Annotated in this window: 23 protein-coding genes and 1 pseudogene; 10 read left to right on the plus strand and 14 right to left on the minus strand. The window is 65.6% G+C overall.

Annotated features, from left to right (window positions below; all coding sequences use genetic code 11):
* The first annotated feature begins 32 nt into the window (after positions 1-32).
* The 9 genes from A5688_RS21735 (at position 33) to A5688_RS21775 (ending at position 11,151) form a co-directional block, all read left to right on the plus strand.
* Positions 33-455 (plus strand): MmpS family transport accessory protein, encoded by a 423-nt coding sequence (locus A5688_RS21735; protein WP_207546719.1) that lies wholly within the window; start codon positions 33-35, stop codon positions 453-455.
* A complete protein-coding gene (locus tag A5688_RS21740; protein ID WP_067912673.1) occupies positions 452-3,409 on the plus strand; it encodes an RND family transporter in 2,958 nt (985 codons plus the stop codon). Before A5688_RS21735 ends, A5688_RS21740 begins: the two co-directional genes overlap by 4 nt.
* 508 nt (positions 3,410-3,917) lie before the next feature.
* Positions 3,918-4,688 carry an SDR family NAD(P)-dependent oxidoreductase gene (locus A5688_RS21745; protein ID WP_067912670.1) on the plus strand — a complete coding sequence of 257 codons (771 nt, stop codon included), beginning with the start codon at positions 3,918-3,920 and terminating at the stop codon, positions 4,686-4,688.
* 88 nt (positions 4,689-4,776) lie between these two features.
* On the plus strand, positions 4,777-5,346 hold the full coding sequence (locus A5688_RS21750; RefSeq protein WP_242660340.1) for a cupin domain-containing protein: 570 nt from the start codon (positions 4,777-4,779) through the stop codon (positions 5,344-5,346).
* 92 nt (positions 5,347-5,438) lie between these two features.
* Positions 5,439-5,750: a hypothetical protein gene (locus A5688_RS21755; protein ID WP_067836755.1), complete on the plus strand. Its 312-nt coding sequence runs from the start codon at positions 5,439-5,441 to the stop codon at positions 5,748-5,750.
* A 143-nt stretch (positions 5,751-5,893) separates the two neighbouring features.
* Complete coding sequence (locus tag A5688_RS21760; protein ID WP_242660339.1) at positions 5,894-6,334, plus strand: GNAT family N-acetyltransferase; 441 nt, start codon at positions 5,894-5,896, stop codon at positions 6,332-6,334.
* Between the two features lie 106 nt (positions 6,335-6,440).
* A complete protein-coding gene (locus A5688_RS21765) occupies positions 6,441-7,217 on the plus strand; it encodes an SDR family oxidoreductase (protein ID WP_067912666.1) in 777 nt (258 codons plus the stop codon).
* A 173-nt stretch (positions 7,218-7,390) separates the two neighbouring features.
* Positions 7,391-7,762, plus strand: coding sequence for a cupin domain-containing protein (locus A5688_RS21770; RefSeq protein WP_431768077.1), 372 nt, complete (start codon positions 7,391-7,393; stop codon positions 7,760-7,762).
* A gap of 236 nt (positions 7,763-7,998) precedes the next feature.
* Positions 7,999-11,151, plus strand: coding sequence for a bifunctional cytochrome P450/NADPH--P450 reductase (locus A5688_RS21775; protein WP_067912659.1), 3,153 nt, complete (start codon positions 7,999-8,001; stop codon positions 11,149-11,151).
* 49 nt (positions 11,152-11,200) lie between these two features.
* Here A5688_RS21775 and A5688_RS21780 read toward each other — a convergent pair whose 3' ends face one another.
* From A5688_RS21780 to A5688_RS21820, 10 genes and pseudogenes are all read right to left on the minus strand, one after another.
* Positions 11,201-11,431: a hypothetical protein gene (locus tag A5688_RS21780; protein WP_131811936.1), complete on the minus strand. Its 231-nt coding sequence runs from the start codon at positions 11,429-11,431 to the stop codon at positions 11,201-11,203.
* Positions 11,432-11,554: 123 nt separating this feature from the next.
* On the minus strand, positions 11,555-12,130 hold the full coding sequence (locus A5688_RS21785; protein WP_278184217.1) for an N-acetylmuramoyl-L-alanine amidase: 576 nt from the start codon (positions 12,128-12,130) through the stop codon (positions 11,555-11,557).
* Positions 12,131-12,374: 244 nt separating this feature from the next.
* Positions 12,375-13,277 (minus strand): N-acetylmuramic acid 6-phosphate etherase, encoded by a 903-nt coding sequence (gene murQ / locus A5688_RS28590; protein WP_067912754.1) that lies wholly within the window; start codon positions 13,275-13,277, stop codon positions 12,375-12,377.
* 126 nt (positions 13,278-13,403) lie between these two features.
* Positions 13,404-14,108 (minus strand): annotated as a pseudogene (locus A5688_RS28595) (BadF/BadG/BcrA/BcrD ATPase family protein); the annotation flags it as partial.
* Positions 14,105-14,473, minus strand: coding sequence for a VOC family protein (locus A5688_RS21795; RefSeq protein ID WP_067912656.1), 369 nt, complete (start codon positions 14,471-14,473; stop codon positions 14,105-14,107). The gene A5688_RS21795 and the pseudogene A5688_RS28595, both read right to left, overlap by 4 nt.
* A 32-nt stretch (positions 14,474-14,505) precedes the next feature.
* Entirely contained in the window at positions 14,506-15,267 is a 762-nt protein-coding gene (locus A5688_RS21800; RefSeq protein ID WP_067912654.1) for an enoyl-CoA hydratase/isomerase family protein, read from the minus strand.
* Positions 15,264-16,028, minus strand: coding sequence for an alpha/beta fold hydrolase (locus A5688_RS21805; RefSeq protein WP_067912651.1), 765 nt, complete (start codon positions 16,026-16,028; stop codon positions 15,264-15,266). Before A5688_RS21805 ends, A5688_RS21800 begins: the two co-directional genes overlap by 4 nt.
* Complete coding sequence (locus A5688_RS21810) at positions 16,025-17,080, minus strand: acyl-CoA dehydrogenase family protein (RefSeq protein WP_067836734.1); 1,056 nt, start codon at positions 17,078-17,080, stop codon at positions 16,025-16,027. Before A5688_RS21810 ends, A5688_RS21805 begins: the two co-directional genes overlap by 4 nt.
* Positions 17,077-18,219 carry an acyl-CoA dehydrogenase family protein gene (locus A5688_RS21815; RefSeq protein WP_067912649.1) on the minus strand — a complete coding sequence of 381 codons (1,143 nt, stop codon included), beginning with the start codon at positions 18,217-18,219 and terminating at the stop codon, positions 17,077-17,079. Before A5688_RS21815 ends, A5688_RS21810 begins: the two co-directional genes overlap by 4 nt.
* Before the next feature lie 71 nt (positions 18,220-18,290).
* Positions 18,291-19,967 (minus strand): FAD-dependent oxidoreductase, encoded by a 1,677-nt coding sequence (locus tag A5688_RS21820; protein WP_347559127.1) that lies wholly within the window; start codon positions 19,965-19,967, stop codon positions 18,291-18,293.
* A gap of 139 nt (positions 19,968-20,106) precedes the next feature.
* Here A5688_RS21820 and A5688_RS21825 point away from each other — a divergent pair, with 139 nt between their 5' ends.
* Positions 20,107-21,435, plus strand: a complete 1,329-nt coding sequence (locus A5688_RS21825) for an adenylate/guanylate cyclase domain-containing protein (RefSeq protein ID WP_067836726.1) — start codon at positions 20,107-20,109, stop codon at positions 21,433-21,435.
* A 28-nt stretch (positions 21,436-21,463) separates the two neighbouring features.
* Here A5688_RS21825 and A5688_RS21830 read toward each other — a convergent pair whose 3' ends face one another.
* The 4 genes from A5688_RS21830 to A5688_RS21840 form a co-directional block, all read right to left on the minus strand.
* The gene (locus A5688_RS21830; protein ID WP_067912644.1) at positions 21,464-22,363 is read right to left on the minus strand and encodes a universal stress protein; all 900 of its coding nucleotides are present in this window, start codon (positions 22,361-22,363) and stop codon (positions 21,464-21,466) included.
* 199 nt (positions 22,364-22,562) lie between these two features.
* Positions 22,563-23,000, minus strand: coding sequence for a nitroreductase family deazaflavin-dependent oxidoreductase (locus A5688_RS21835; protein WP_067912641.1), 438 nt, complete (start codon positions 22,998-23,000; stop codon positions 22,563-22,565).
* Between the two features lie 91 nt (positions 23,001-23,091).
* On the minus strand, positions 23,092-23,247 hold the full coding sequence (locus tag A5688_RS27820; RefSeq protein ID WP_165606963.1) for a hypothetical protein: 156 nt from the start codon (positions 23,245-23,247) through the stop codon (positions 23,092-23,094).
* A gap of 30 nt (positions 23,248-23,277) precedes the next feature.
* Positions 23,278-24,201 (minus strand): LysR family transcriptional regulator, encoded by a 924-nt coding sequence (locus A5688_RS21840; protein WP_067912638.1) that lies wholly within the window; start codon positions 24,199-24,201, stop codon positions 23,278-23,280.
* Positions 24,202-24,208: the final 7 nt, after the last annotated feature.

The following is a 24,208-nucleotide window of genomic DNA, read 5'->3' on the forward strand; positions in this document are numbered from 1 at the left end:
CGGTCCACCATTCCGAATCGGGGAACACAGTGTTGAGGCTTCTCAAGCGGGCGTGGGTTCCGCTGGTCGTGGCCGTGGCACTGATCGTCGGCGGCGTTGCGGTTATCCGACTCAACGGCGTCTTCCCAGGACCCGGCCTGCCCAAGCCCGATCCCCGAGACGCGACCCCGCCGTACGCGGCTAAGACCGCCATCTACGAAATTCTGGGACCGCCCGGGACGACGGGCGTCGTCAACTGGATGGATGCGGAGTCATTACCGCAGAAAGCCAGCTTCACCACCTTGCCGTGGTCGAAGACGATCGTCGCTCAGATGCCCGGCATCTTCGCTTACGTCGTCGCCCAGGGTGACAGTCCCTCCATAGGCTGCCGCATCACCGTCGACGGCAAGTTGGTCGATCAACAACAGACCAACACCCGGGACGCGCAGGTTTCTTGCTTGGACAAGTCCGCGTGACCGACGACACGAGCGACACCGACAGAATCCCCGTCGCCCAACGCACCGCAGTTGAGCGCAAACCACGTCTGGCCCGCACCATCCGCGTCCTGGCGCTGCCGATCGTCGTGGCCTGGCTGCTGATCGCGGTCGGCGTCAACGTCTTCGTCCCGCAGTTGGAGAAGGTTGCCGAGGATGTCTCGGTGCCGCTCTCGCCATCCGACGCCCCCTCGGTGACCGGGATGAAGCACATCGGCGAGAAATTCAAGGAGTACGACTCCGACAACCTCGTCCTGGTGACCCTGGTCGGTGACAAGCCTCTCGGCGAGGACGCTCACCGGTACTACGACGATCTGGTCAAGAAGATCCAGCAGGACCACGAACACGTCGAGCATGCGCTGAACTTCTGGGGACAGCGATTCACGGCCTCCGGTGTCGAGAGCTACGACCACAAGGCCGCCTACGTCCAGGTCAACCTGCGCGGTGACCAAGGCGGCGCGATCGGCGACAAATCGGTTGCCGCGGTTCGCAACATAGTCGCGGACTCGAAGCCGCCGGCCGGGGTGAAGGCCTACGTCGCCGGTCAGGGCGCCCTGACCGCCGACACGATCGTGGTCGGCGACGCGAGCCTGGCCAAGATGACGATCATCACCATCATCATCATCGCGATCATGCTGATGTTCGTTTATCGATCGATCGGCACGGTGCTGCTGACGATGGTCATCCTGTTCGTCGGACTGGCCACCGGTCGCGGCGTGGTCGCGCTGCTGGGCGACACCGGCATCATGGGGCTGTCGACCTTCGCCGTCAACTTGCTGACGGCACTGGCCATCGCGGCGGGCACCGACTACGCGATATTCATGGTCGGTCGCTACCAGGAGGCCCGCGAACGGGGGCTGGACTCCGAAGCCGCCTACTACGACACCTTCGCCGGTGTCACCAAGGTGGTGCTGGGCTCGGGTTTGACGATCGTCGGGGCGCTGGCCTGTCTGAAATTCACCCGGTTGCCGTACTTCAGTTCGCTGGCGTTTCCGTGCGCGGTGGGTCTGCTGGTCGTGGTTGCGGCCGGTGTCACGCTGACGCCGGCGCTGATCGCTTTCGCAAGCGGCTTCGGCCTTTTCGATCCCAAGCGCGAGTTCAACTACACCCGGTGGCGCCGTTTGGCGACGGCCATCGTGCGGTGGCCGGCGCCCATCCTCGCGACCTCCGTCATCCTGGCGATCGTCGGTGCGATTGGCTTGATGGGCTTCACCCCGCGCTACAACGACCTGTACTACCTCCCGCAGAGCGCTTCGTCAGCGCAGGCGTACACCGCGGCCGATCAACACTTCACCCAAGCTCGTCTGAACCCAGACCTGCTGATGATCGAATCGGACCACGATCTGCGCAATCCCCGAGACATGCTGGTCCTGGACAAGATTGCCGGTGCCATCTTCCGGGTGCCCGGCATCGAACGGGTGCAGAGCATCACCAGGCCTCTCGGCCCGCCGATTCAAGACGGATCCGTCCCGTTCCAGCTCAGTGTGCAAAGCGCGCCGATCCGCAGCAACCTGAACTACCTGAAGGACCGCGTCGGAGACATCAAGAAGATCACCGGCTTCCTCGACACTCAGATAGCACTGTTGGAGCGCCAGTACGCGGTGACCCAGAAGCTCGCGAACGCCGCGGACGACAGCTCGAAAACGACGGGGGAGACCGCGGCCATCACGGACGAAATCCGTGATCACATTGCCGATTTCGACGACTTCTGGAGACCGATCCGCAGTTACTTCTACTGGGAGAAGCACTGCTTCGACATCCCGATCTGCTGGTCGCTACGATCGCTCTTCGACGCGCTGGACGGGTTCGATCAGCTGGCCGAAAAATTCCACGCCCTCACCAGCGACCTCACCGACACGGCCAAGGCCACGCGCGAATTGCTGGCGATCATTCCCGAGAATATCGCTGTCTCGAAGTCGATCCGGGATACGACGCTGACCATCTACAGCACGTTCGACAGCCTGATCGATCAGTTCGACCGACTGACCGACACGAACGCCGTGATGGGCAAGTCCTTCAACGACTCCCAGGTGGAGAGCCTGTTCTACCTGCCCCCCGAGATCTTCCAGAACCCAGACTTTTTGCTGGGGTTGAGCCTGATGGTGTCGCCGGACGGTAAGGCCGCTCGCTTCATCATCACTCACTCGGTGGATCCGGCAACGACAAAAGGAATCGCGTCTGTCGATCAGGAGCGCCAAGCCGCCAAGGAGGCAATCAAACTCACCTCCCTGGAGAATGCCGACATCTACCTCGGCGGTACGGCCGCGACGTTTTACGACATCGCCAACGGCGCCAAGTACGACCTGATGATCGCCGGGGTGGCCTCGATCGTGCTCATCTTCATCATCATGGTGATCGTCACCCGCGCGTTGGTCGCGGCGGGCGTCATCGTGGGCACCATCGTGATGTCGTTGGGGGCCGCCTTCGGGTTCTCGACACTGGTCTGGCAGCACCTTGGCAATTTCCAGTTGCACTGGGTGGCAACCGAATTCGCGTTGATCGTGCTCTTAGCGGTGGGATCCGATTACAACCTGATGCTGGTGTCGCGAATCGAGGAGGAGATCGGAGCCGGCCTGAAAACGGGACTCATCCGCGGCATGGGTGTGACCGGCCCGGTGGTGACAGCCGCCGGTGTGGTGTTCGCCGTCACCATGGCCACGATGATCACCAGCGATCTTCGGGCGATCGGCCAATTCGGCACGACGATCGGCATCGGTCTGTTGTTCGACACCTTCGTCGTCCGATCGCTCATCACGCCATCGATCATGACGGTGATGGGACGCTGGTTCTGGTGGCCGAAGCGGGTACGGGTCCGGCCGGCCAGCCAGATGCTTCGGTCCGTCGGGCCACGCCCGCTGGTTCGTGCTCTGCTGTACCAGCCGCGGCACGCGGCCCCGTCGGATCCGCAGCCGGTAGGGTCCGCCATGCCCTCCTAACCCATGGAGGAGCGTGTGCTTTCGCGCCGAGCCTTCGCTTTTGCGTGGGTCGAGCAGCAGTGCCCCAGATCGCAATGGAACCGGTCACTGCATTCGTGCGAGCAATAGATTGATGCGGCCGGAAGCCAGTCCGGATCGGACAGGTCACGCCATCGGTCGTTCGGATCGAACGTATGACCGCAATGTACGCAGACCCTGGTCTTGGTCTTGACCATAGAGGTCAGGGTACGCGCCACGGCCCTCGATCGGTGCTGGTTTCGGCTTGACAGCCAACAATCTTTCGCAAGCGCGGCCACGCGCCATCGGGTCCGGTCGACTCACCCGGGTGAATAGCGGGTTGGGGTGATGACAGTTCACCCCGCCTGGCTGCAGGCTCAGGACGACCAGAACCGGACGGGATTGTCACCGCGGTTGCGGGGCGCCCCAGCCGACGGCCAAACCGGTGTCGCCGATGCGAAGAATGCGGTAAAGCCGGAGCCGTCAGGGGAACCAGGAAGGGAACCCGCATATGCATTTTGAGGGCAAAAAGGTCGTTGTCGTCGGCGGCAGTGCCGGAATGGGCCGGCAGGTCGCGATCGACGTCGTCGATCACGGCGGCAGCGCGGTCATCGTCGGACGCTCGAAAGCGCGGGTCGATGACACCGTCGCTCAGCTGACGAGCCGGCGCGGCGCAGCCTGGGGCGTCGCCGCCGAGTTGACCGATCGCGCTGCGATCGCGGATGTTCAGCGCGCGCTTTCTGGCGATCACAGCGACGCGACACTGCTGGTAAACGCGGCCGGATTCTTCATCCCCAAGGCGTTTCTCGAGTACGACGCGAGGGACTACGACTCCTACATGGAGCTCAACTATGCCCTGTTCTTCCTGACCCAGACCGTGGTTACGGGCATGATCGCTCACGGGGAGGGCGGCTCCATCGTGAACATCGGCAGCATGTGGGCGCATCAGGCGCTCGGTCTGACCCCATCCGCTGGGCACTCGATGCAAAAAGCCGGCCTGCATGCGCTCACCCATAACCTGGCCATCGAGCTCGCCGGGCACAAGATCCGCGTCAACGCGGTGGCACCGGCCGCCGTGAAAACCCCCGCTCTCGAGCGTTGGGTCCCGATAGACAAGATCGACGCCACGCTCGACGCTTTCGCGCCGGTTCATCCGCTGGGGCGGGTCGGCACCCCCGCCGACGTCGCCAACGCCGTCACGTATCTGCTCTCCGAGGCGGCCAGCTGGGTAACCGGCGCGATTCTCAACGTCGACGGCGGCATCATGGCCGGCCGCAACTAACCCGACGAATGTCCTCTGCCTATAGCGAGCCGGCCCGGAAGAGGTTGGCGCGCAGGTCAATTGTCCGCGTTTTAGCTAAGGAGCATCCGTGTCAGGCGAACACAACACGAAGTCGGCCGCGGCCGGCGCGACAGATGACATCTTGAGGCCAGGCGGCCCGACGGCTAAGTCCGTCGGCCGCACCGAGGGCAAGTCGGTGTTCCTTGGGACGATCGGTGTCCGTCACATCGTCGATTGGGTACACGCGCAAGGACGCTTCTCGGTCCTCGAGCATCCAATGTCACCACGAGCGCTAGCCTCACCGCTTCATCGCCACCACAACGAAGATGAGTACAGCTGGATCATCGAGGGACGCGTAGGCGCTTTGCTTGGCGACGAGGTCCTCTACGGTGGATCCGGCGACTTCATTTTCAAGCCACGAGGCCAATGGCATACGTTCTGGAACGCGGGCGATGAGCCCGCCCGCATCCTTGAGATCATTTCGCCCGCAGGATTTGAGCAGTTCTTCGACGAGCTTGCCGATCGCGGCGGCGTGGACCAGATATCGACCGACAACCTGGATGACCTCTGTACGCGATACGACCTCGAGATGGATGTCGACAGTGTCCCCGAACTATGCAGACGCTTCAACTTGAAATTCCCCGGGGAACCTGTTTGATCATGAACTGCGGGGTCCGAAATCCCTGTATAGACAAGCAAAGTCGACGTTAAAGCCATCCGTGCGTCAGCGAAATATCAAGGAGGACAACCATGGACGGTGATTACGACGACCCGGGGCCCGATAACACCCTGGGTCCCAGCGAATCTCTGGACTCCGACGAGGTGCGCAACGACGACGGTGACATCGTGGTCGACGCACCATTGCGCTGGATCTCGCCGACGGAAAATCTGACGCTGAACAAGCGCCTAGCCGCTGAGGAGCCCGAGTTCGGCTACACCGAGGAACCGCCGCTGTGGCCCCGGCGCCACCGCGGTCAGATCAGTGGCAGCCCACACGACGGCCCATCGTTCTACGGTGTGGCACGCGAAGAGTTTGACCAGGACGAGGAGGACGTCGGCTGACCGCTAGACCTCCCGTGCGCCAGTTGGTGCTCAGGGCATCACTCTGCAGGATGATTCCGAACACAATTCGCTGCTGACTGGAATGACAGGCAGTCACCGACGAGCGAGGCCGGGCAACCCTATGAGGACGCGGGTGCACGAGCTTGACGTCGGCCGAGTTGACGCCTGTGATGACATGGAAGGGATTTTTGGCTGTGAGTGAATCACCAACGCCGATGGGCAGTATCGAACGCAGTGCTCACGATGGGCTGCTGGCAATCATCACCGACAACACCCAAGGAGGGCGGTTCGAGGCCACCGTAGACGACCAGGTGATTGGTCGGCAGCCCTACCGCCGCTACCGCGGCCACATCGTGTTGATGGCCACCGAAGTCGATACGCACTGGCGTGATCGGGGTGTCTCCTCAGCGATGATCAGTGGTGTGCTCACACTGATCCGCAGGGCCGGGCACACGGTTATTCCGCGGTGCAAGATCACGGGTGACTACATCCTGCGCCATCCTGAATACCGGGATCTGGTGACCGACCAATATCAGGGATTGCTCCGCCCGGTGTCGCGGCCCGCTGCGCCCGACAGCACCTAACCGGGCTGCGCCGGGCAAGGGATCGTTGGTGCTTTCAGGGATTCGATCGGCGGCCGAAGGCAGGAAAACGAATTGACCAGTTCAACGCAACTCTGAAAGGTGCATCATGAAGATCGTAGTCATCGGCGGTCGCGGGCTGATCGGCTCGAAAGTCGCGTCGAAGCTCAGCGCGCAGGGCCACGACGTCGTCATCGCCTCACGCCGATCAGGTGTCGATTCGTTCACCGGTGAAGGCCTTGCCAGCGCGCTCGTCGGTGCTGATGTCCTGGTCGACGTCGCGGATTCGCCAGAGTTCGACGATGAACCTGTGATGCGCTTCTTCACCACCACGACCACGAATCTCCTTGCAGCTGAACGGGAAGCCGGAGTCGAACACCATGTGGCGTTGTCGGTGGTGGGTGCGCAGGTCATGCCGGATAGCGGCTACAACACCGCGAAAGCAGCTCAGGAAAACCTGATCAAGGATTCGGGCCGGTCCTATTCGATCGTGCGAGCAACTCCCTTCTACGAATTCGCAGTTGGCTTGGCCGATTCCGCGACGGAGGGAGACATTGTCAGGTTGCCGCACGCGTTGTTCCGTCCTATTGCCGCCGACGATGTCGCCACCGCCGTCGCGCGCGCGGCCGCCGGGCGGCCTATCAACGGAGTAACGGAGATCGCCGGGCCCGAAGTGATGGGCATGGACGACTTCGTCCGCACGGGCCTTGCCGCCAAGGGTGATCAACGTCGCGTCGTGACCGACGCCCAGGCGCCGTACTTCGGTGCGGTGATCGACGATCACAGCCTCGCACCCGACGAGAACGCCACCCTCTTCACTACTCGATTCTCCGACTGGATCGACGCGAGCCGCCGCAGTCCAGGAGATCAACTGTCAAGCAGATGATCTCATCGCCAAGGTGACCTGCACTTGCCCGCACAACAGGCAGGTGGCCAAGTTTCTAGTGTGCGCTCGGAGCGTTAGCTTTCTTCGCTCCGATTTCCGGCGTGGTCGGTCGCCACGCAACCGTGAGGGGGTAACAAGTGCCGGATATGACTAACTCCGAATCGAAATCAACAATGAAGGTGCTGCAGGAAGTACGGTCACCATTGATTCCTGACGATGCCTTCGTGTCGACCGTTCTCATCAACCATCCACCGGGTGCCCCCGGTTACCCGCCACATCGCCTTCCCGGCGGGCCGGGATTCGGTTACATGATTGAGGGTGAGATGTTGTTCGAGATCGAGGGGGAAGCTCCACGCGTCCTTCGCGCCGGAGACGCGTTCTGGGGACCCGGCGGCGACGTGATCCACTATCAGGACGCCAACCACCGGCCTGACATTCCCTGCAGCTTCGTCCTCACGATTTTCCGCGCACCAGGGTTACCGATGCTCGAACGGGTTACCGAAGTGGAGCTCGAGGAGCGAAAAAGGCTGCGAGCCACTAGCTGACTCGCTCGAACACTGGATGATGACTTCGCTTGACGCCGTCAAGACCCGAAAGCGAAACTTTACGCCGCCACAGTGTTCCGCAGTGACCGCGGACCGCGACGCCGGAGTGAGTGCGGGTGAAAGCTCCAGCCTGTTTGACGGTGATGCAACCCCGAAGTTGAGGTCAATCGTGACTGGCGCCGCCGTTCTGGCCCGATTCTTGACCAAGTCGCCACACGAAAACTTATGCTGCCCGCATGACCGAGTTCCGTGCGTCGTCGCCGCCGGACCTTCCCGGCATCCCCTCCGCCGAGGGGCCCTTACCTGGCCCGGATCGTCTGGTCGGCCGTCCCCGGGCGTTGCCCGTGGACTTACTCGGCGAGTTGCACGGTCCGCTGTTCTACGCCGACTTCAACGGGGGCTTCAGGAAGCTCTACGCGTGCTCGCTGGAGCTCGTCACCGAGCTTTGCGACGAAAGCCGCTTCGCCAAGAATCTGACGGCGACCCTTGCCCGAGTCAGGCCGTTGGCCGGTGACGGCCTGTTTACGGCCTACCACGGCGAACCGAACTGGCAGCGCGCCCACGATGTGCTGCTACCGGGTTTCAGTTACGCGGGCCTGCGCGCCTACCACCCGGCGATGCTGGACATCAACTGCAAACTGATCGAGCGGTGGGACGCCAGCACGGGAGTCGGGCCGGTGGATGTGTCCACCGACTTGCAGAAGCTGGCCATGGACACCGTGGCACTCGCCGGATTCGGTTCGCGTTTCGAATCTTTCGAATGCCCCGGCCTGGCTCCGATCCCGCAGAGCTTCACAACCGCGCTGGGGGAATTGACATCTGACACGCCTACTCCGGTGTTCACCGAAGAATTGGCCACGTTGCACACCTTCATCGACGGACTGATCGCCGAGCATCAATCGGGTGACAGTGAGTTTGACGACCTGTTGGCGCTGATGCTGCAACAGGATCCGGACGGCAAACCGGTGCTCGAGACGCAGAATATCCGCAATCAGATCATGACCTTCCTGATCGCGGGGCAGCTCACCACATCGGAGCTGATGCCCAACACGCTGTACAACATCGTCAGCGATCCGACGGTGCTACACCGGGTGCAGGCCGAGGTGGACAGCGTTTTCGGAACCGACGACGACTACTTGCCCGGCTACGACGACATCGGCAAGCTGACCTATCTGCGGCAGGTGATCGAGGAAACCCTGCGGCTGTCTCCGCCGGTGCTGAATTTCGATCGAATGGCCTTGGACGACACCGTGATCGGTGGTCGGTATCCGATCAAGCGCGGCGAGGCGGTCACGGTGCTCACCGGGGCATTGCACCGCCAGCCGCAGTGGGGCGACAATGTCGAACTCTTCGATCCCGACCGGTTCGCTCCCGAACGTTCGGCTTCCCGGCCGGCCGCGTTGTTCAAACCCTTTGGCACCGGTGCGCGATCCTGCATCGGCCGTCAGTTCGCGCTGCACGAGGCGGCCATAGCGCTGGCCCGGCTCGTCCATCGCTACCGCCTCATCGATGCCTACCACTATGTGCCGCAATGGGAAACCCCGACCAGCCGCCGGCCGGTTGGATTCCGACTCGAGGTCCTCCGGCGCACACCGCAGGACCGCCAGACCGACACAGCTGCCGTCGAGGCCGCGGCCGGACCGAACGAAGCGCAGCGCCCAACGGTTATCAGGGCCGGCACCAGGCTGGCCGTTTTGTTCGGTTCGAACCTCGGCACCTGCCGCGCGCTGGCCCGCCAATTCGCTGACGACGCCACGGCATTGGGCTGCGCGGCGACGGTGGCCCCCCTCGACGATGCCGTTGGTGGCTTCCCCGACGCCGAAGCCGTCGTGATCATCGCGTCCTCGTACAACGGACAGCCGACCGACGACGCGCGCGCCTTCCTCACCTGGCTGCTCGACGCGGATACCACGCTGAGTCCGACACCCAATGTCGCGGTTCTCGGTGTGGGCGACCACAACTGGGCGGACACCTACCAGGCGATCCCGCAGCGCATCGACGATCGCCTCGGCGAGCTAGGAGCCAACCGACTGGTACCGCGGGCAGGAGCCGACACTTCGGGGGATATGGTCGGCACCATCGAGGAGTTCGCCGCCGCGCTGTGGTCATCGTTGGCCGAACGCTTCGGAGACCCCGACGCCGCGCCACTCACGGATGCGGCCGAACCGCTCTACGAGTTGCGCCGGATCGTCGGGCCGGTGACCGCGGCGATGGACGCACGGTCGTCGGTGATCCCGATGACCATCGTCGAGAACACCCAACTGGTCAGACCCGGGCTGGGTCAAGCCAAAACCAATGTCCGCGTCGACCTTCCGGACGGCGTCGACTACCAAACAGGCGATCACCTCACGGTGATGGCCGACAACCCACCCGAGGTGGTCGACGCGGTTTTGGCGCAACTCGGCATCGACCCTGGACTGAGGCTGGCGATCAACCCTCGGCGCAGCTCACGGCGGCTCATCGCGCTGGATCGAGAGGTCAGCGCACGAGAACTGCTCACACACTTCGTCGAATTGCGGAAACCGGTGACCAGCAGTCAATTACGAAGCCTTGCGGCGGCCAACAGCAATCCTGAAGAGCGCCAACGGCTTAACGAACTGGCCGAGGCCCCAGACGGCTGCCCGCTCAGCGTGTTCGAGTGCCTCGACGAATACCCGGCTTGTGTCCTCACCGGTGCCGAACTCCTCGAGCTGCTGGATCCCATGGTGCCGCGGCACTATTCGATCGCGTCATCGTCAATGCTCTCACCACGCACGGTAGGACTGGTCGTGAGTGTGCTCGACGCGCCGGCTCGTTCCGGTCACGGCCTGTTCAAGGGCGTCGCGTCCAACTACCTCGCGACAGTCCAACCCGGACAAGTGATCCGGGCACGGGTGGACCCGGCTCGGCAGGCGTTCCGGGCCGGTGCCGATCCGGCCAAGAACGTGATCCTGGTCAGCGCCGGTACCGGCGTCGCACCGTTTCTCGGTTTCCTCGGTGACCGACTCGCCGCACAACGTGCCGGAGCGCCGGTGGAGCCGGCGCTGTGCTTCTTCGGGGTGCGCGATCCGGAGGTCGATTACATCTTCCGAGACCGCTTCGAGCAGGCCGAAGCCATCGGTATCGTGCAGATGCGCCCCGCCTTCTCCCGTGCGCCGCAGGACGGGGTCCGCTATGTACAGGACCGGATCGCCGCGGACGCCGACGAGGTGTGGAACCTGCTGGGCGACCCGGCCAAGGACACCCACGTCTACGTGTGCGGCGACGGCGCACGGATGGCGCCGGCGGTGCGCGGGTCCTTCCTCGACATCTATCGGGCACGGACGGGCGCCGGCGGCGACCAGGCCCGCGATTGGCTGAACGGTCTCATCGAATCCGACCACTACGTCGAGGATGTGTGGGCAGGCTGAACCTCGTTATGGTTGCGCCGCCGCTGTCGCGATGGGCAATGGCCGGCGACTAGGAAGCGTCACGCAGTCGGGTCTCCACATCCTTGATTCCCTGGCGCAGGTGCTGGGCCAGGTACCATTCCTCACCGCTATGGGCATCGCGTAGCGCCATGTCGACTGCGACCTTGGCGTCCGAGAGGTGCCCTCGGCGTTCCTCTCCCTGAGCGGTGATGGCATGCAGGACGGCCCGCACGGCCTCCTGGCAGGCAGTGGCGAAACCGCCGAGATGTGTGACCGACATGCTGACCCCTTTTTCCGCCTGGTCACCGGGATGCCCGCTGTAGACGGCGACAAACATTCCTTCGTCGGCGGCAATTCGAGTCCCGGCGGACTCCGCCGACCAGCGCCTCAGGGGGAGCGCCGCTCAGTTGCCGGCCTCGATCGACGCGACTCTTGCGGCCGCGTCGGGACCGCAGAAGCGCTGCAGGTCCACCCCGCCCGCGCCGAGCAGGTCGTCGATGCGCCGTTTGAGGTCGCCCGAGGAAATGTGGGCGTACAGGTTTCCACCCGGGCATGAGGTTTGGGCCAGGTCTCGATGGCCCGCCAGTGTGTCGGTCGAAACGTGGAAATTCTGGGCCGCCCATGCGAACGCGCGAGCCGCTCCTTGCAGCTGGGCCTCCGGCACTGCCTCTTGATCGAAGTCTCCTTCGCAGAGGACCAGGAAATGGCCCGTCGTGTCGTAGTCGGTCGCGGTGTCGCCCGCGATCTCGGTACTCCGCAGCTCGTAGATGTTGCCATTGCGGTCGACGCCGACGTGATAGGCGATGTCGATCCATCCGTGCTGGTCCTGATGGTATCGCTGATCCTGCCGGAGATGGCTTGGGGCATTGCGGTTTTCGCCCAGGACGACGGCCTCGTGGTGGAGGGTCATCCGGGTGATGGTGTGGCGCTTCCCTCCGGAGCGGGCCGGCCGCGCGCCCCAGGCGTCCCGGCATAGCAACAGTGCCGAAGTCGTAGCGGTCAGGCGTGCACTGTGTGTCGATGTCGCGGGAGGAGCCGGAGCCGACGGTGGCGTGCCGGACTCCGACGTCGCACTCGAACAGCTGCTTACCAGGGACGCCACGCCGGCACCGCCGGCCAGCGCCAGCAGCTGACGGCGGCTGACACGAGCTGGCCCGCCGCGCGCGGGCTCACACACGGTCCTCACGATACGGGCGTGACGCCGGCCCGCGGGACGTCTTGCTTTATCTCCCGCCTAACGCGTCCCGCACGCGTCCGCGTGCCCGGTCGAGTCGGGCGGCGGCCTCGCACGCGTCGACACCCGCGACCAGGGCGACGATCGCCGTCTTGGCGTGACCGGCCGCGGCGGCGAGCGCGGCGGCCGCGGTTTCCTCGTCGACACCCGCCGCGTCGCGGACGATCCGCACCGCGCGGCGGCGCACCTTCGCATTGGTCGCGCGCACGTCGACCATCCGCGGTCCATAGGCCTTGCCGAGCGCAATCATCACGCTCGTCGAGAGCGCGTTGAGCACGACCTTCTGCGCCGTCCCCGCGGTGAGCCGGGTAGACCCGGCGAGCACCTCGGGCCCGGTCAGCAGCTCGATCATCACGTCGGCCGCCGCCTCGCTGCTCGGGTTGTTGACTATCGCGACGGTCAGGGCGCCCGCCGCGCGCGCGTGCTCGAGCGCCCCGAGCACGTACGGCGTGCGGCCCGACGCCGTGATCCCGACGAGCACGTCGGACGCGGTCAGGTCGGCGAGATCGGTTGGTTCAAAGGCGTCTTCGGCGCCCTCGATCGCCTCGGTCAGCGCCGCCGCCCCGCCGGCGATCACGCCGCGCACCAGGTCGGTGCCGAATGTGGGCCCGCATTCGGCCGCGTCGAGCACCCCGAGCCGACCGGGCGTTCCGGCGCCGGCGTAGATCAGGCGGCCGCCGCGCTCTAGCCGCGCGACGATCGCCTCGGCTGCCGCAACGATCCGCGGTACCGCCGCCGCCACCGCGCCGTGTGCTTCGGCTTCGGCGGCCACGAGCAGCGCGACGACCTCGGCGATGGGCCGCGCGTCGAGGTCGTCAAGGTCTGGTCGCACGCCTTCGGTGGCCAGCGCATCGAGCCCATGCGGGACAAGGACTTCCGGATCCGCCTGCACGCGAATCAAATACGGCTCGTGGATCCCCCCTAGTCGCAGCGCGCCATCAAGCGCGTCGCCGGCGGCAGGGATGAGGTCGAGCCGCGCCCGCAGCGCGTCGACCCCGTCGAAGACCCCCGCCAGTCCGCCGACCATCGCCACCGGCCCGTCTCCGGCCGCGCGGGCGGTCGCGGCGAGCGCCTGGGCGGCGGCGCTGACGATCGCCAGCGCCGCCGCGTCGCCCTCCGCGGCCAGGACGTCGGGCGCGAACGACGCGAGCGCGGCGGCACCGGTGAGCTGCCCGGGCCAGGTCTCCGGCGCGCCGAAGCGGGCGCGGGCGGCGTCGAGCAACGAAGTGGACGGCCCGCGGCCGTCGTGGGCGCGCAACGCCGCGCGCAGCCCGGCGGCGCCGATCCACGCGCCGCCCCCCTCGTCGCCCAGCCAGGGGCCCCAACCGTCGGCGGTGCGCAGGGCGCCGTTCGCGTCGATCGACAGCGCCACGACGCCGGTGCCCACGATCAGTGCGACGCCCGGCCGACCGTTCAGCGCGCCCGCGTGTGCGATCACGGCGTCGCTGGTTACCGTGACGCGCTCCGTCCGCAGCGATGCCGACAGCGAATCGCCCAGTGCTCGCGCCGCGTCCGGCGCCGCCAGCGCTCCGGCGGCGCCCACGACCACCTCGTCGACCGGGCCGAGATCTGTCACTAGCTTGCCGGCCACGGCCCAGATCGCCGCCTCCGCGGCCCGCGCGCCGCCCGGCGTCGCGAGCCCCGGTGCCCCCGCGCCTTCGGCCCTGCGGCCGCCGGTCGCGGCCCGGCAGGACGTCTTGCCGAGGTCGACGGCGAGAATCACCGCAGTTTCTCAGCGAATTCGACGATGTTGCCGTCCGGGTCGGCGATGTGCAGCGTCCTTTCATGCCATGGTCGATCCACCGGCCCGGTGAGGATCTCGACGCCAAGCCTTCGCAACCGCTCCGCTTCCTCATCCACGTCCTCAATCAGGAAGCCGATCTCACCGCAGGGCGCATTGCCGCCTTCGCGACCAATGAGCTCGGGCAGCTTCGAGCGTTCGAAAAGCGCGAACTTCGTGTTCTCCAGTTCGAACTCGACATAGCCGTCGCCCTCGATTCGCACGCGGAGCCCGATCACGTCGCGGTAAAACGCCACCGACGGGCGCAGCGATTCGACATATTGGATGACGTAGTCCACACGGCGCATGCAATGCACCGTATCGGTTCCGCTGTGAACGTTCAGCGACCGGTGAACAGGGGAGCGCGGCGTTGTGCCGCCGCCGTCACGCCCTCGCGGAAGTCGGCGGTCGCCGCAAGGCGCGTTTGTTCCTCGAGCTCGTGGGCGGTGGCGGCTGCGACGGCCTCGGCGAGTCCGGCACGCATCGTGGCGCGGATGCTGGTGAGGGCCAGGGGCGCCGAGGCGGCGATGCGCTCGGCGAACCGGATCGCCGCCGGGCGAACATCGCCGTCGGCGGCCAGTTCGTCGAAAAGTCCTGTTGCATAGCCGATTTCACCACCAAAACGCTCACCGGTGAGCATCCACTCGAGGGCTTTTTGCTGGCCGACGACACGCGGCAGTGTGGCGGTGATGCCGAAGCCGGGGTGAAAACCGAGCCGGCTGAAGTTGGCCGCAAATCTCGAGGAGGCCGCCGCCACTCGGAAGTCCGCGCTGAGGGCGAGCCCGAGCCCACCGCCGATCGCGGCGCCCTGCACCGCCGCGACAACCGGCTTGCCGGCGCGGAACAACCGGATGGCTTGGGCGTAAAGCTCTTTGGGTGACGAACGATTCTCGGCGGGCTGGGAGAAGTCGGCGCCCGCGCAGAAGTGTTTTCCCTCCGCGCACAACACGATCGCCCGGCATTCGATGTCGTCGTCCAGTTGCTCGTAGGCGTCGGCGATGTGCGTGATCAGTGCGGTGTCGAAGTAGTTGTCCGGCGGCCGATGGATCTCCACGACGGCGACGTGGCCGACGAATTCGATGGTGACATCGACAGTGGTCACAGCTGTTCCAACAGTTCGCGCACGGCGGCATTGAATGTCTCGGGCTGGTCCATATTCGCCGCATGCCCGGCATTGTCGATGACCAGCTTGCGGGAATTGGCGATCTTGCGGTGCATGTAGTCGGCCGGGGCCAGGAAGTCGGTGTCCTGGGCGCCGACGACCACCAACGTGGGCACCGTGATGCGGTCGAGCGACGTGATCACGCGAGAGTCCTTTTGCGCCATCACACCGCGGGCGGCGCGAGGCAGTCCCTCGGGATGCTCATGCAACGCCTGAGCGACTTCCGCCGAGACGCCGGCGCGCCCTTCGCCCTGCTCGAGTTCTCGAGCGCGTCGTTCCACCCAGGCGTTCCACTTGTCGCGTGCTTCGTCGTTGCGATAACCCGGCCCCGTGTCGACCAGCACCAGCGCGCCCACGCGCTGTGGATGTGCGAGGTGAAAGGCCAGGGATAGGTAGCCGCCCAGAGACATTCCGCCGAGCACGGCGCGATCGGCACCCGCGGCGTCGAGAATTGCCGCCATGTCGGCGACGCTGATCTGCTCGGTGTAGCGGTCCATGTCGTCGGGTGCATCGCTGCTGCCGTGGCCGCGCTGGTCCCAAACGATCACCGGTCGATCGACGCTCAAGGCATCGATGTTGCGGTTCCACATGCCCGCGGTGGCGCCGAAACCGTGTGTGAGCAAAAGCGGCAAGCCCGGCGCGTCCGGGTTGTGCACCTGATAGGCCAGCGTGACCCCGTCCGGGCGTTGCAGTCGATTCACGACACCACCTCCGACCCCGACTGGATGGCTGGGTACAGGGCGTCGGGGCCGCCGGCGACCAGGGCCCCGCCGAGCCGGTCCGCCCAGCGGTGATGCCCTCCGGCTTCGTCTCGCCATGCCCAGAGGCGACGGGTCAGATAATGCAACGGATACTCCCTGGTCATTCCGATCGCGCCATGCGTCTGGTGGGCGGCCGCCGCCACCAGCTGCGCGGCCCGGTCGGCAAGCATTTTGGCGCAAGCGATTTCGAAGCCGCCGCGGCCGAGTTCGACCGCTTCGGTCGCACCGTCGATCGCCGATGCGACGAGCGCGGCCTGCTGGTGGATGGTGACCAAATGGGCCTGCACGGCCTGGAAACGGCCGATGGGACGTCCGAACTGCTCACGTTCGCCGCTGTAGCGCAGTGTCATTGCCGCGACGGCACTTATCGCGCCGGCCATCAACGCGGCGCGTCCCAGTGCGGCGCGTTCCCACAACGCTTGATCGGTAACCGCGTCCGGCGCGTCGGCGCCCGCGGTTACCGGCACACCGTCGAAAACGACTGTGTCACGGGAGTCTTCAGCGAGGTTGACCCCGCGGCTGACGGCCGGGCCTCCTGATGATGCGGCCGGTCCGGGCGCGAGCACCACGACGCCGTCGACCAGCCCGATGACATGCTCGGCGCGGTGACCCCATGCGACCGCGGGCGCCGTCCCGAACAGGCGGTCACCGTCGAGACGGAGTGTCGTGACGGGCGGCAGCACCGTGCGAACGCCTTCGGGCAGTGTCAGACCGGCACACGCCAATAGCCACCCGCCGACCAGTCCGGCTTCGGCCAGGGGCACCGGTGCCGCGTGTGCTCCCGCCACTTTCAGCAGCTGCACAGCATCGGCAACGCTGCCCCCGGCTCCGCCCAGCCGCTCCGGGATAGGGACGTCACTGAATCCGCTCTGCTGCAACGCGTTCCATAGTTGCGGCGCCCAACCGGTAGTTTCGGCTTCGTCGACATCCTGCCACCGGCTGTGCGCGGCAAACAGTTTGGCGGCCGCGTCATACAGTTCGTTTTCGCTCATGACAATCCTTTGGCGGCGACCGAGCGCAGTATCTCGTTGGTACCGCCGCGGATGGTGAACGACGGCGAGTCCAGCACGGCGCGGCGTAACAACCGATCGAAGAGCGACGGCTCCGGCGCCAGGCCGCAGACGAGCTCACGGTCCAACAATCCCCGCAGCGCGCTCACGACATCCTGTTCGAAACGGGTGCCCATCTCTTTGATGAGCGCGGCCTCGGCGGCGGGCGTGCCGCCGGCGTCGATCGCCCTGGCCACGCTCAGCGATAGCCGGCGCACCACCCAGTATTGGGCCGCGAGTTCGCCGATCATCCGATTGCCGGAGGCAGTGGCGGCCAGGTCCGGCCATTCGCGCATGAACTCCTGGACCAACAGGAAGGTCGAGATCCACCGGTCCGGACCGCTGCGCTCGAAGGCCAACTCGCTGGCGTTCTGCGCCCAACCCTGTCCGATTTCACCGATTACCATCTCGTCGGACACCAGCACGTCGTCAAGGATCACCTCGGCGAAGTGGTCGGTGCTGCCGTCCAGGTAGGGGATCGGCTTGACCGTCACGCCCGGGCTGCGCATATCGATCAGGAACCGGCTCAGCCCCGTATGACGTTCGCCCTCCCCGGTTCGACACAGCGCGATCATGAAGTCGGCGCGCATCGCGTTACTCGTCCAAACCTTCACGCCCGACACTCGCCAGCCATCCCCGTCGCGCACACCCCGCGTCCGAACCGAGGCGAGATCGCTTCCGGCGTCGGGCTCGCTCATGCCGATGCAAAAGCACAACTCGCCCCGGCAGATTCGCGGCAACAGCCACCGCTTCTGGTCCTCGGTGCCGTAACGCAACAGCACCGGCGCGATCTGTCGGTCTGCCACCCAGTGATGCCCAACCGGGGCGCCCCAGCGCAGAAGCTCCTCGACGACGACAAAGCGGTCGACGGCGGTGGCGTCGTGGCCGCCGTAGCCCACCGGGACCGCCATGCCGATCCAGCCACGCTCGGCCAACGCGGCGGAGAACATTCGATCAACCCCGGCGCTCATCCCGAGGCCAGGCTCGAACGTTCCCCAGGGCAGCGTCTCGGCCAGGAATGCCCGAACCTGTTCCCGCAATTCCAGCTCTGCGGCGGTGAGCGCGGCAGGCGACGTGACCATACTTGGCAGGCTAGCCACCCACTCGGGAGCGAGGAAGTTGCCGACCCCGATGCACCGGCAGATCGGGCGCCCTAGCGAGGGAGCTGCAGGTAGCGGTGCACCAGGGCGATCGCGGTGCCGCCTTCACCGACCGATGCTGCGACGCGCTTCACCGATCCCGAGCGGATGTCGCCGACCGCGAAGATGCCCGGGGCGCTCGTTTCGAGGGCGAGCGGCTCGCGACCGGGCTGCCACGGTCCCGCCTTCATCGCATCGGTCCCCGTCAACACGAAGCCGTGTTCGTCGCGCGAGATCTGTGGTGGGAGCCAATCAGTCGTCGCCTCGGCGCCGATTAACACGAAGAGCACCTTCGCGCCGCGCCGAGACGTGATGCCGGTCCTTCGATCGACCACCTCGATCTCCTTGAGTTGTTCGTCTCCGTGCGCGGCGACGACCTCGGATCGCGTTTCCACCCGGATGTTGGCCTTTGTTGCGATCTGCTCGATGAGGTAGGCAGACATGCTCTCGCCGAGCGATTCGCCCCGCACGACGAGCGTGACCGATCGGGCGTGGTTGGAGAGGAACACGGCGGCTTGGCCGGCCGAATTGCCCGCACCTATCACATACACATCGTTGCCCTGCGCCAGACCCGCGTCGCTGCGTGCCGCGCCGTAGTAGACACCGGAGCCGACGAACCGATCGATCGATTCGAGCCGCAGGCGTCGCCACTCCACGCCCATCGCAAGCACGATCGACCTCGTCCGGAGAACGTCACCCCCATCGAGGGCGACGGTCATCTCGGCGGGATCGATGCCTTCGACCTGACGCGTCACGACGATCTCGGCGCCCAGCCGTTTCGCCTGTTGCAGCGTCCGCGTCGCGAGGTCGTCACCAGAGACGCCGAACGGAAATCCGGTGTAGTTCTCGATCCGGGTCGAGGTGCCGGCCTGCCCCCCGGGGGCGAAGGATTCGATCAGTCCGGTTTGCAGACCCTCGGAGGCGCCGTTGACCGCCGCAGTCAGGCCCGCCGGGCCGCCGCCCACGATCACCACGTCATAGTTTCTCCGGGTCGGTTCGACCGTCAGCCCAGCGGCCGTGGCGACCGCCCGCATCGTCGGGGTGCCCAGCTGGGTGCCGTCTCGCAGCACCACCACGGGATAGGCGGCGGGTTTGCCGCCGGTGTGTTCGAGAGCTGCGGGGTCGTCCGAATCCAGGCGTTCGTAAGGAATCTGGTTGCGATGCAGGAAGCTGTCGCATGCATGCACTGCCGGGTCGACGCGCGGGCCGATCACGAACATGGCGGGCTCGCGGGGGCTCGCGGTGGCACTTCTGAGCATGTCCATCCGCCGCAGCGCCGCGGCGCCGACCGCTTCGGAGACTTGGGGCGCCATGGCGGCGAGCGTGTGGAACTCCTCGACCGTCACTTTCAGCACGCGCGACGGCTCGACGGCTCGCATGCTGGCGGGCAACGGCGTGCCGAGTGTCATCGGGATCTCGCCTGCGACTTCGCCCGGAAGCCGCACGCCGATCACCTGCTCGACTCCGTTCACCAGCTTTGTCAGCTCGGCCTTCCCTTCGACCACGATCGCCAAGGACCGTCCTTCGCCCTCGTGGCCTACGTACTCCCCGGCGATGAGGTGAATGTCCTCGACGGCGCCGGCAAGGTACTCCAGTTCTTTGTCCCCCAGCGTCGAGAAGAGTGGAATTGTGGCCAGCTCTTCGATGGTGAAAATGACTGCCTCCCAATCGCTTTCACGGGAGTCGCTGATTCCTGAGAGCGGCTTCGCGTGCGGTGTCGAAATTCATCGATGCAGAAATCGTCCACCGGACATCCATGGCGGCACATGAGGCATCCGCCCCAAATGTCGGGACGGAACACCTCGGCCCAGGCGAGCGTAAGGTTCGACCATGAACGTCGCGCCGGACGTCCGCTATGCCAAGAGCGGCGGCCTGAACATCGCGTTCTCGGTGACCGGAGAAGGACCCGACCTGGTGGTCGCGCCCGGCTTCATCTCGCACCTCGACATCATGTGGGAAGAGCCGTCGGTCGTTCACTTCTACTCGCGGCTCGCGTCCTTTCGCCGCGTCGTCATCTTTGACAAGCGGGGCACGGGCCTCTCGGATCCGGTGATGCACGCGCCAACGTTGGAAGAGTCCGTCGATGACCTGCGCGCCGTCATGGACGCGGCCGGATGTGAACGTGCCGACCTCGTGGGCGTTTCCGAGGGAGGCACGATGGCGGTGCTGATGACGGCCGGCCATCCCGACCGAGTGAATGCGCTTATCCTCTACGGCACGTTTTCCCGCCTGCTCCGAGCAACTGACTACCCACTTGGCGTCACCGAGGAGCAGCTGTCGGCGTTGGTCGAGGTGAGTACCAAGGGTTGGGGTGAGGGCATCGGGTTGGGTGCGTGGGCTCCGAGCCGGCGGAGCGACGCCGATTTCCGGCGGTGGTGGGCGCGGCTGCAGCGGGTGGCTGCCAGCCCGGGCATGGTGCGCAACATCTTTGCGCTCTATCCGCAGCTGGACATCCGCGACGTGTTGCCCGCGATTCAGGTGCCGACGCTCGTGCTCCATCGGCGCGACGACCGGATGGTGCGACTCGAGATGGGTCGCTACCTCGCCGACCGCATCCCCGGGGCCAAGTTCGTCGAGGTCGACGGCGCCGACCACCTGTTCTTTACGGGCGACGCCGATGCCGTTCTCGATGAGATCGAGGAGTTCCTCACCGGCGTCCGGCCGCAGCCTGCGACCGAACGCGTCCTGGCGACGGTGTTGTTCACCGACATCGTCGACTCCACGAAGCGAGCGGTCGAGCTCGGCGATCAGCGATGGAAGGAGGTGCTCGGCAGGCACGACGCCCAGGTACGGCGCCAACTGGCACGCTTCCAGGGCCGTGAGGTCAACACGACGGGCGACGGCTTCCTCGCCCGGTTCGACGGACCCGCCCGCGCGATCCGGTGTGCCATGGCGATCCGCGACGTGCTGCGCAGCCTGGGTCTGGAGGTGAGGGCGGGCGTACACACGGGCGAGGTCGAGCTGCGCGACGACGACATCAGCGGCATCGCTGTCCACATCGCCGCGCGTGTGGCAGCAGCGGCCGGCGCGGGCGAGGTGCTCGTCTCGCGCATCGTCGTCGACCTGGTCGCCGGGTCTGGGCTGCGCTTTGCCGCTCGCGGCGAGCACGTCCTCAAGGGTGTGGCGGGTGAGTGGGGGCTGTTCGCCGTCGAGGGCTGACGGCGGACAACGACGGCTCTCGATGCCGTCAGGAACGACGAGCCACGATCACCGGGACCTTGATCCTGTTGACCACCGCCGCGCCGACCGAGCCCAGCATCATGCCCGCGAACCCGCCGCGGCCGTGGCTGCCGATCACCAGCAGTTGCGCCCATTCGGACGCCTCGATCAGCCAATGCGCGGGTTCACCGATTTCGATTCTGCGGCGGACCCCCACCTCGGGATAGCGCTCCTGCCAACCCGCCAGCCGTTCACCAAGCGTCTCTTCCTCGGTGGACAGCCCCACGTCCCAATCGAAGTTCGGGAACGCCTCTTTGAAGTCGGAAATCCGCAGATCCGTCCAGGCGTGCAGGGCAATCAGGCCGACACCCCGTCGTGACGCTTCGTCGAATGCGATCGCAGTCGCCGCCTCCGACGCGGACGAGCCGTCGATGCCCAGCAGGACCGGCGCCCGCGCGACATTGCCGATCAACGGTTTCTCGTCGTGGATCACGGCGACTGGGCAATGCGCGTGGTAGACCAGTCCGGAGCTCACCGAGCCAAGGAAGCTGCGGACCAACGCGCCGCCATACCCCCGGTAGCCGACCACGACCATCTCGGCCTGTTCGGACAGGTCGATGAGCGTCGGGATGGTGGCCGACCGAAACACCTTGCTGTCGATCTGTATGGGGCCGCAATCACCGGCGCTCTGTTCGGCGGCCTTGACCGCCGAGTCGAGGTAATCGCGGGCCCGCCGTTCCAGCCATTGCTTGAAGGTCCCCAGCGCTGCGACTTCGAACCACTCCGGTAGGGAGGCATCGACGACATGGACCACGGTCAGCGGCACATCCCGCAGCGCCGCATCGCGGGCCGCCCACCGCACGGCGCCCAGCGCCGCTGCCGAGCCGTCGACGCCTACCACGATCCCGCGACGCGGCGGTTGCCTCATTCCAGCTCATTTCTGATCGGCTATGTGCCCACCGGCAGGATCGCCCAGGGCGGCCCTGATTGTCAGGGCCGAAGAGATGCAAGCCGAAGGACCAAAGGCATCGCGTGCAGGCAGAGTGTCTTTTGCCGCGGCCCGACGGACGTCTACCCTCCCGACATGGACCGCATCGGGCAGTGGGCGTGGGAGCGGTGGCGGTGTTCTAGCCTTTCGGCGCCAGGACGACGACGGGGATGGGTCGCGACGTCTTCTTCTGGTATTCGTTGTAGCGATTTTGGTTGTTCTTGTTGACGATCTGCCATAGCCGCGGGTAGTCGGGATCGCCGGACAGCACCGGTCGTGCGGTGACAGCGAAACGTCTTGGGCCGACGTTGATCTCGACGTCGGGGTTGGCCTTCAGGTTGTGGTACCAGCCAGGAGATCGCGGCGCACCGCCCTTGGAGGCGACGATCAGATAGTTGTCACCGTCGCGGGCGTAGGTCAGCGACGTCGTGCGTTGTTCACCCGTCTTCGCGCCGACGGTATGCAGCAGCAGGCTCGGTATCCACAGCATGCGGTGACCGATCCAGCCGTTCGTCTTCTGATAGACGGTGTCGTGCGCTCGCAGCACCTGCGAGAAAACCCTTTGCGCGAAACTCATGGCTACCAGTCTCACTCAGCGGCGGCGGGCTTCTCCAGTGCCTGCGCACGCATGCCCGTTTTCACCCCGATCCGGGTCACGGCGCGGCGGGCTAGTGGTGCGGCGGTCGCTCGTCGCGGAGCCGGCGCTCGTCCCATGCCTCGCGCGCCTGCTCCTCGTCGCCGAACCTCTCCAAGTCCTCGGGCGTGACGCGTTCCCGCGGCGGTTTCCCCGCGGCCGGCCGTGGAGGTGGGGGTTCGCTAGCCATGAGGCAAGTGTCTCTTACCGTGGACGAGCACTAGGTCTCTGCCCGGGCGATGTTCTCGACGATGATCTCACAGGCCGTGTCATAGAAGGCGCTGATCAGAGTGGAGAAGGAGAGCTCGAACGGATAGATCATGTGCACGGCCAGAGGTTCCACGGTCCATTCGGGAAGGACCGGCACGATGGTGCCCGCGCGCAGTTCCTCGGCGCAGATGATCTGCGTGGGCATGGCGCCGATGCCGAGGTCCTGCAGGATGTACTCCTTGCACACCTGAAAGTTGTTGGCCCGTGCGCGCACCCGTGGCGACAGCTCGTATCGTCCGTTCGGTTTCGTCACCGCCAGCTTTTGCGGTCCGCAGAACCCGAAGTCGATGAACGGCAGGGTGTTCAACTGCGCGGGTTCGGTGATCGGGCCGGGCAGCTGCCCCACGAAATTGGTTGAGGCGCAGAGAAACAGGTTCAGGTCGAAGACTTTTCGCGCGATCAGCGTCGAATCCTGCAGCGGCCCAGGACCGAACACCACGTCGTAACCGTCTTTGACCGGGTCGACCATGTTGTCGACCAGCCGAATGTCCAAGCGTGAGTTCGGGTAACGCCTCAGGAAGGTGGCCCCGACCCTGGATGCGTAGTCGATGCCCAGGCTTACCGGTATGGCGACCCGCAGTTCCCCCTGTGGCTCCTGCCTGCTGCCCTCCACCAGTGCCCGGACGCCGTTGGCCTCGGTCAAGATGTTGAGCGCGTGGTCGTAGATCTGCTCGCCGATATCGGTGACCGTCAGCTGGTGGGTGTTCTTCCGCAGCAGCTTGATGCCCAGGTCGGATTCCAGCTTGGTCAGCTTGCGGCTCACCGTGGACTTGGGCATGCCCAGCGCCGTCGCCGCCTTCGAGATGCTGCGGCAGTCCACCACCTTGCCGAACACCAGCAGGGCATCGAGATCGAAGGGGAGATTCTGTTCCATGGGCTGC

Origin of the sequence: Mycobacterium mantenii (assembly GCF_001667865.1) — a bacterium.
GTDB lineage: Bacteria > Actinomycetota > Actinomycetes > Mycobacteriales > Mycobacteriaceae > Mycobacterium > Mycobacterium mantenii_A.

What these genes read in the sequence shown, in the direction of transcription:
- A5688_RS21745 (WP_067912670.1), top strand. Translation starts at nt 3,918, where the DNA reads ATGCATTTTGAGGGCAAAAAGGTCGTTGTCGTCGGCGGCAGTGCCGGA.
- A5688_RS21755 (WP_067836755.1), top strand. Translation starts at nt 5,439, where the DNA reads ATGGACGGTGATTACGACGACCCGGGGCCCGATAACACCCTGGGTCCC.
- A5688_RS21765 (WP_067912666.1), top strand. Translation starts at nt 6,441, where the DNA reads ATGAAGATCGTAGTCATCGGCGGTCGCGGGCTGATCGGCTCGAAAGTC.
- A5688_RS21770 (WP_431768077.1), top strand. Translation starts at nt 7,391, where the DNA reads ATGAAGGTGCTGCAGGAAGTACGGTCACCATTGATTCCTGACGATGCC.
- A5688_RS21775 (WP_067912659.1), top strand. Translation starts at nt 7,999, where the DNA reads ATGACCGAGTTCCGTGCGTCGTCGCCGCCGGACCTTCCCGGCATCCCC.
- A5688_RS21780 (WP_131811936.1), bottom strand. Translation starts at nt 11,431, where the DNA reads ATGTCGGTCACACATCTCGGCGGTTTCGCCACTGCCTGCCAGGAGGCC.
- A5688_RS21795 (WP_067912656.1), bottom strand. Translation starts at nt 14,473, where the DNA reads ATGCGCCGTGTGGACTACGTCATCCAATATGTCGAATCGCTGCGCCCG.
- A5688_RS21810 (WP_067836734.1), bottom strand. Translation starts at nt 17,080, where the DNA reads ATGAGCGAAAACGAACTGTATGACGCGGCCGCCAAACTGTTTGCCGCG.
- A5688_RS21815 (WP_067912649.1), bottom strand. Translation starts at nt 18,219, where the DNA reads ATGGTCACGTCGCCTGCCGCGCTCACCGCCGCAGAGCTGGAATTGCGG.
- A5688_RS21825 (WP_067836726.1), top strand. Translation starts at nt 20,107, where the DNA reads ATGAACGTCGCGCCGGACGTCCGCTATGCCAAGAGCGGCGGCCTGAAC.
- A5688_RS21830 (WP_067912644.1), bottom strand. Translation starts at nt 22,363, where the DNA reads ATGAGGCAACCGCCGCGTCGCGGGATCGTGGTAGGCGTCGACGGCTCG.
- A5688_RS21835 (WP_067912641.1), bottom strand. Translation starts at nt 23,000, where the DNA reads ATGAGTTTCGCGCAAAGGGTTTTCTCGCAGGTGCTGCGAGCGCACGAC.
- A5688_RS27820 (WP_165606963.1), bottom strand. Translation starts at nt 23,247, where the DNA reads ATGGCTAGCGAACCCCCACCTCCACGGCCGGCCGCGGGGAAACCGCCG.
- A5688_RS21840 (WP_067912638.1), bottom strand. Translation starts at nt 24,201, where the DNA reads ATGGAACAGAATCTCCCCTTCGATCTCGATGCCCTGCTGGTGTTCGGC.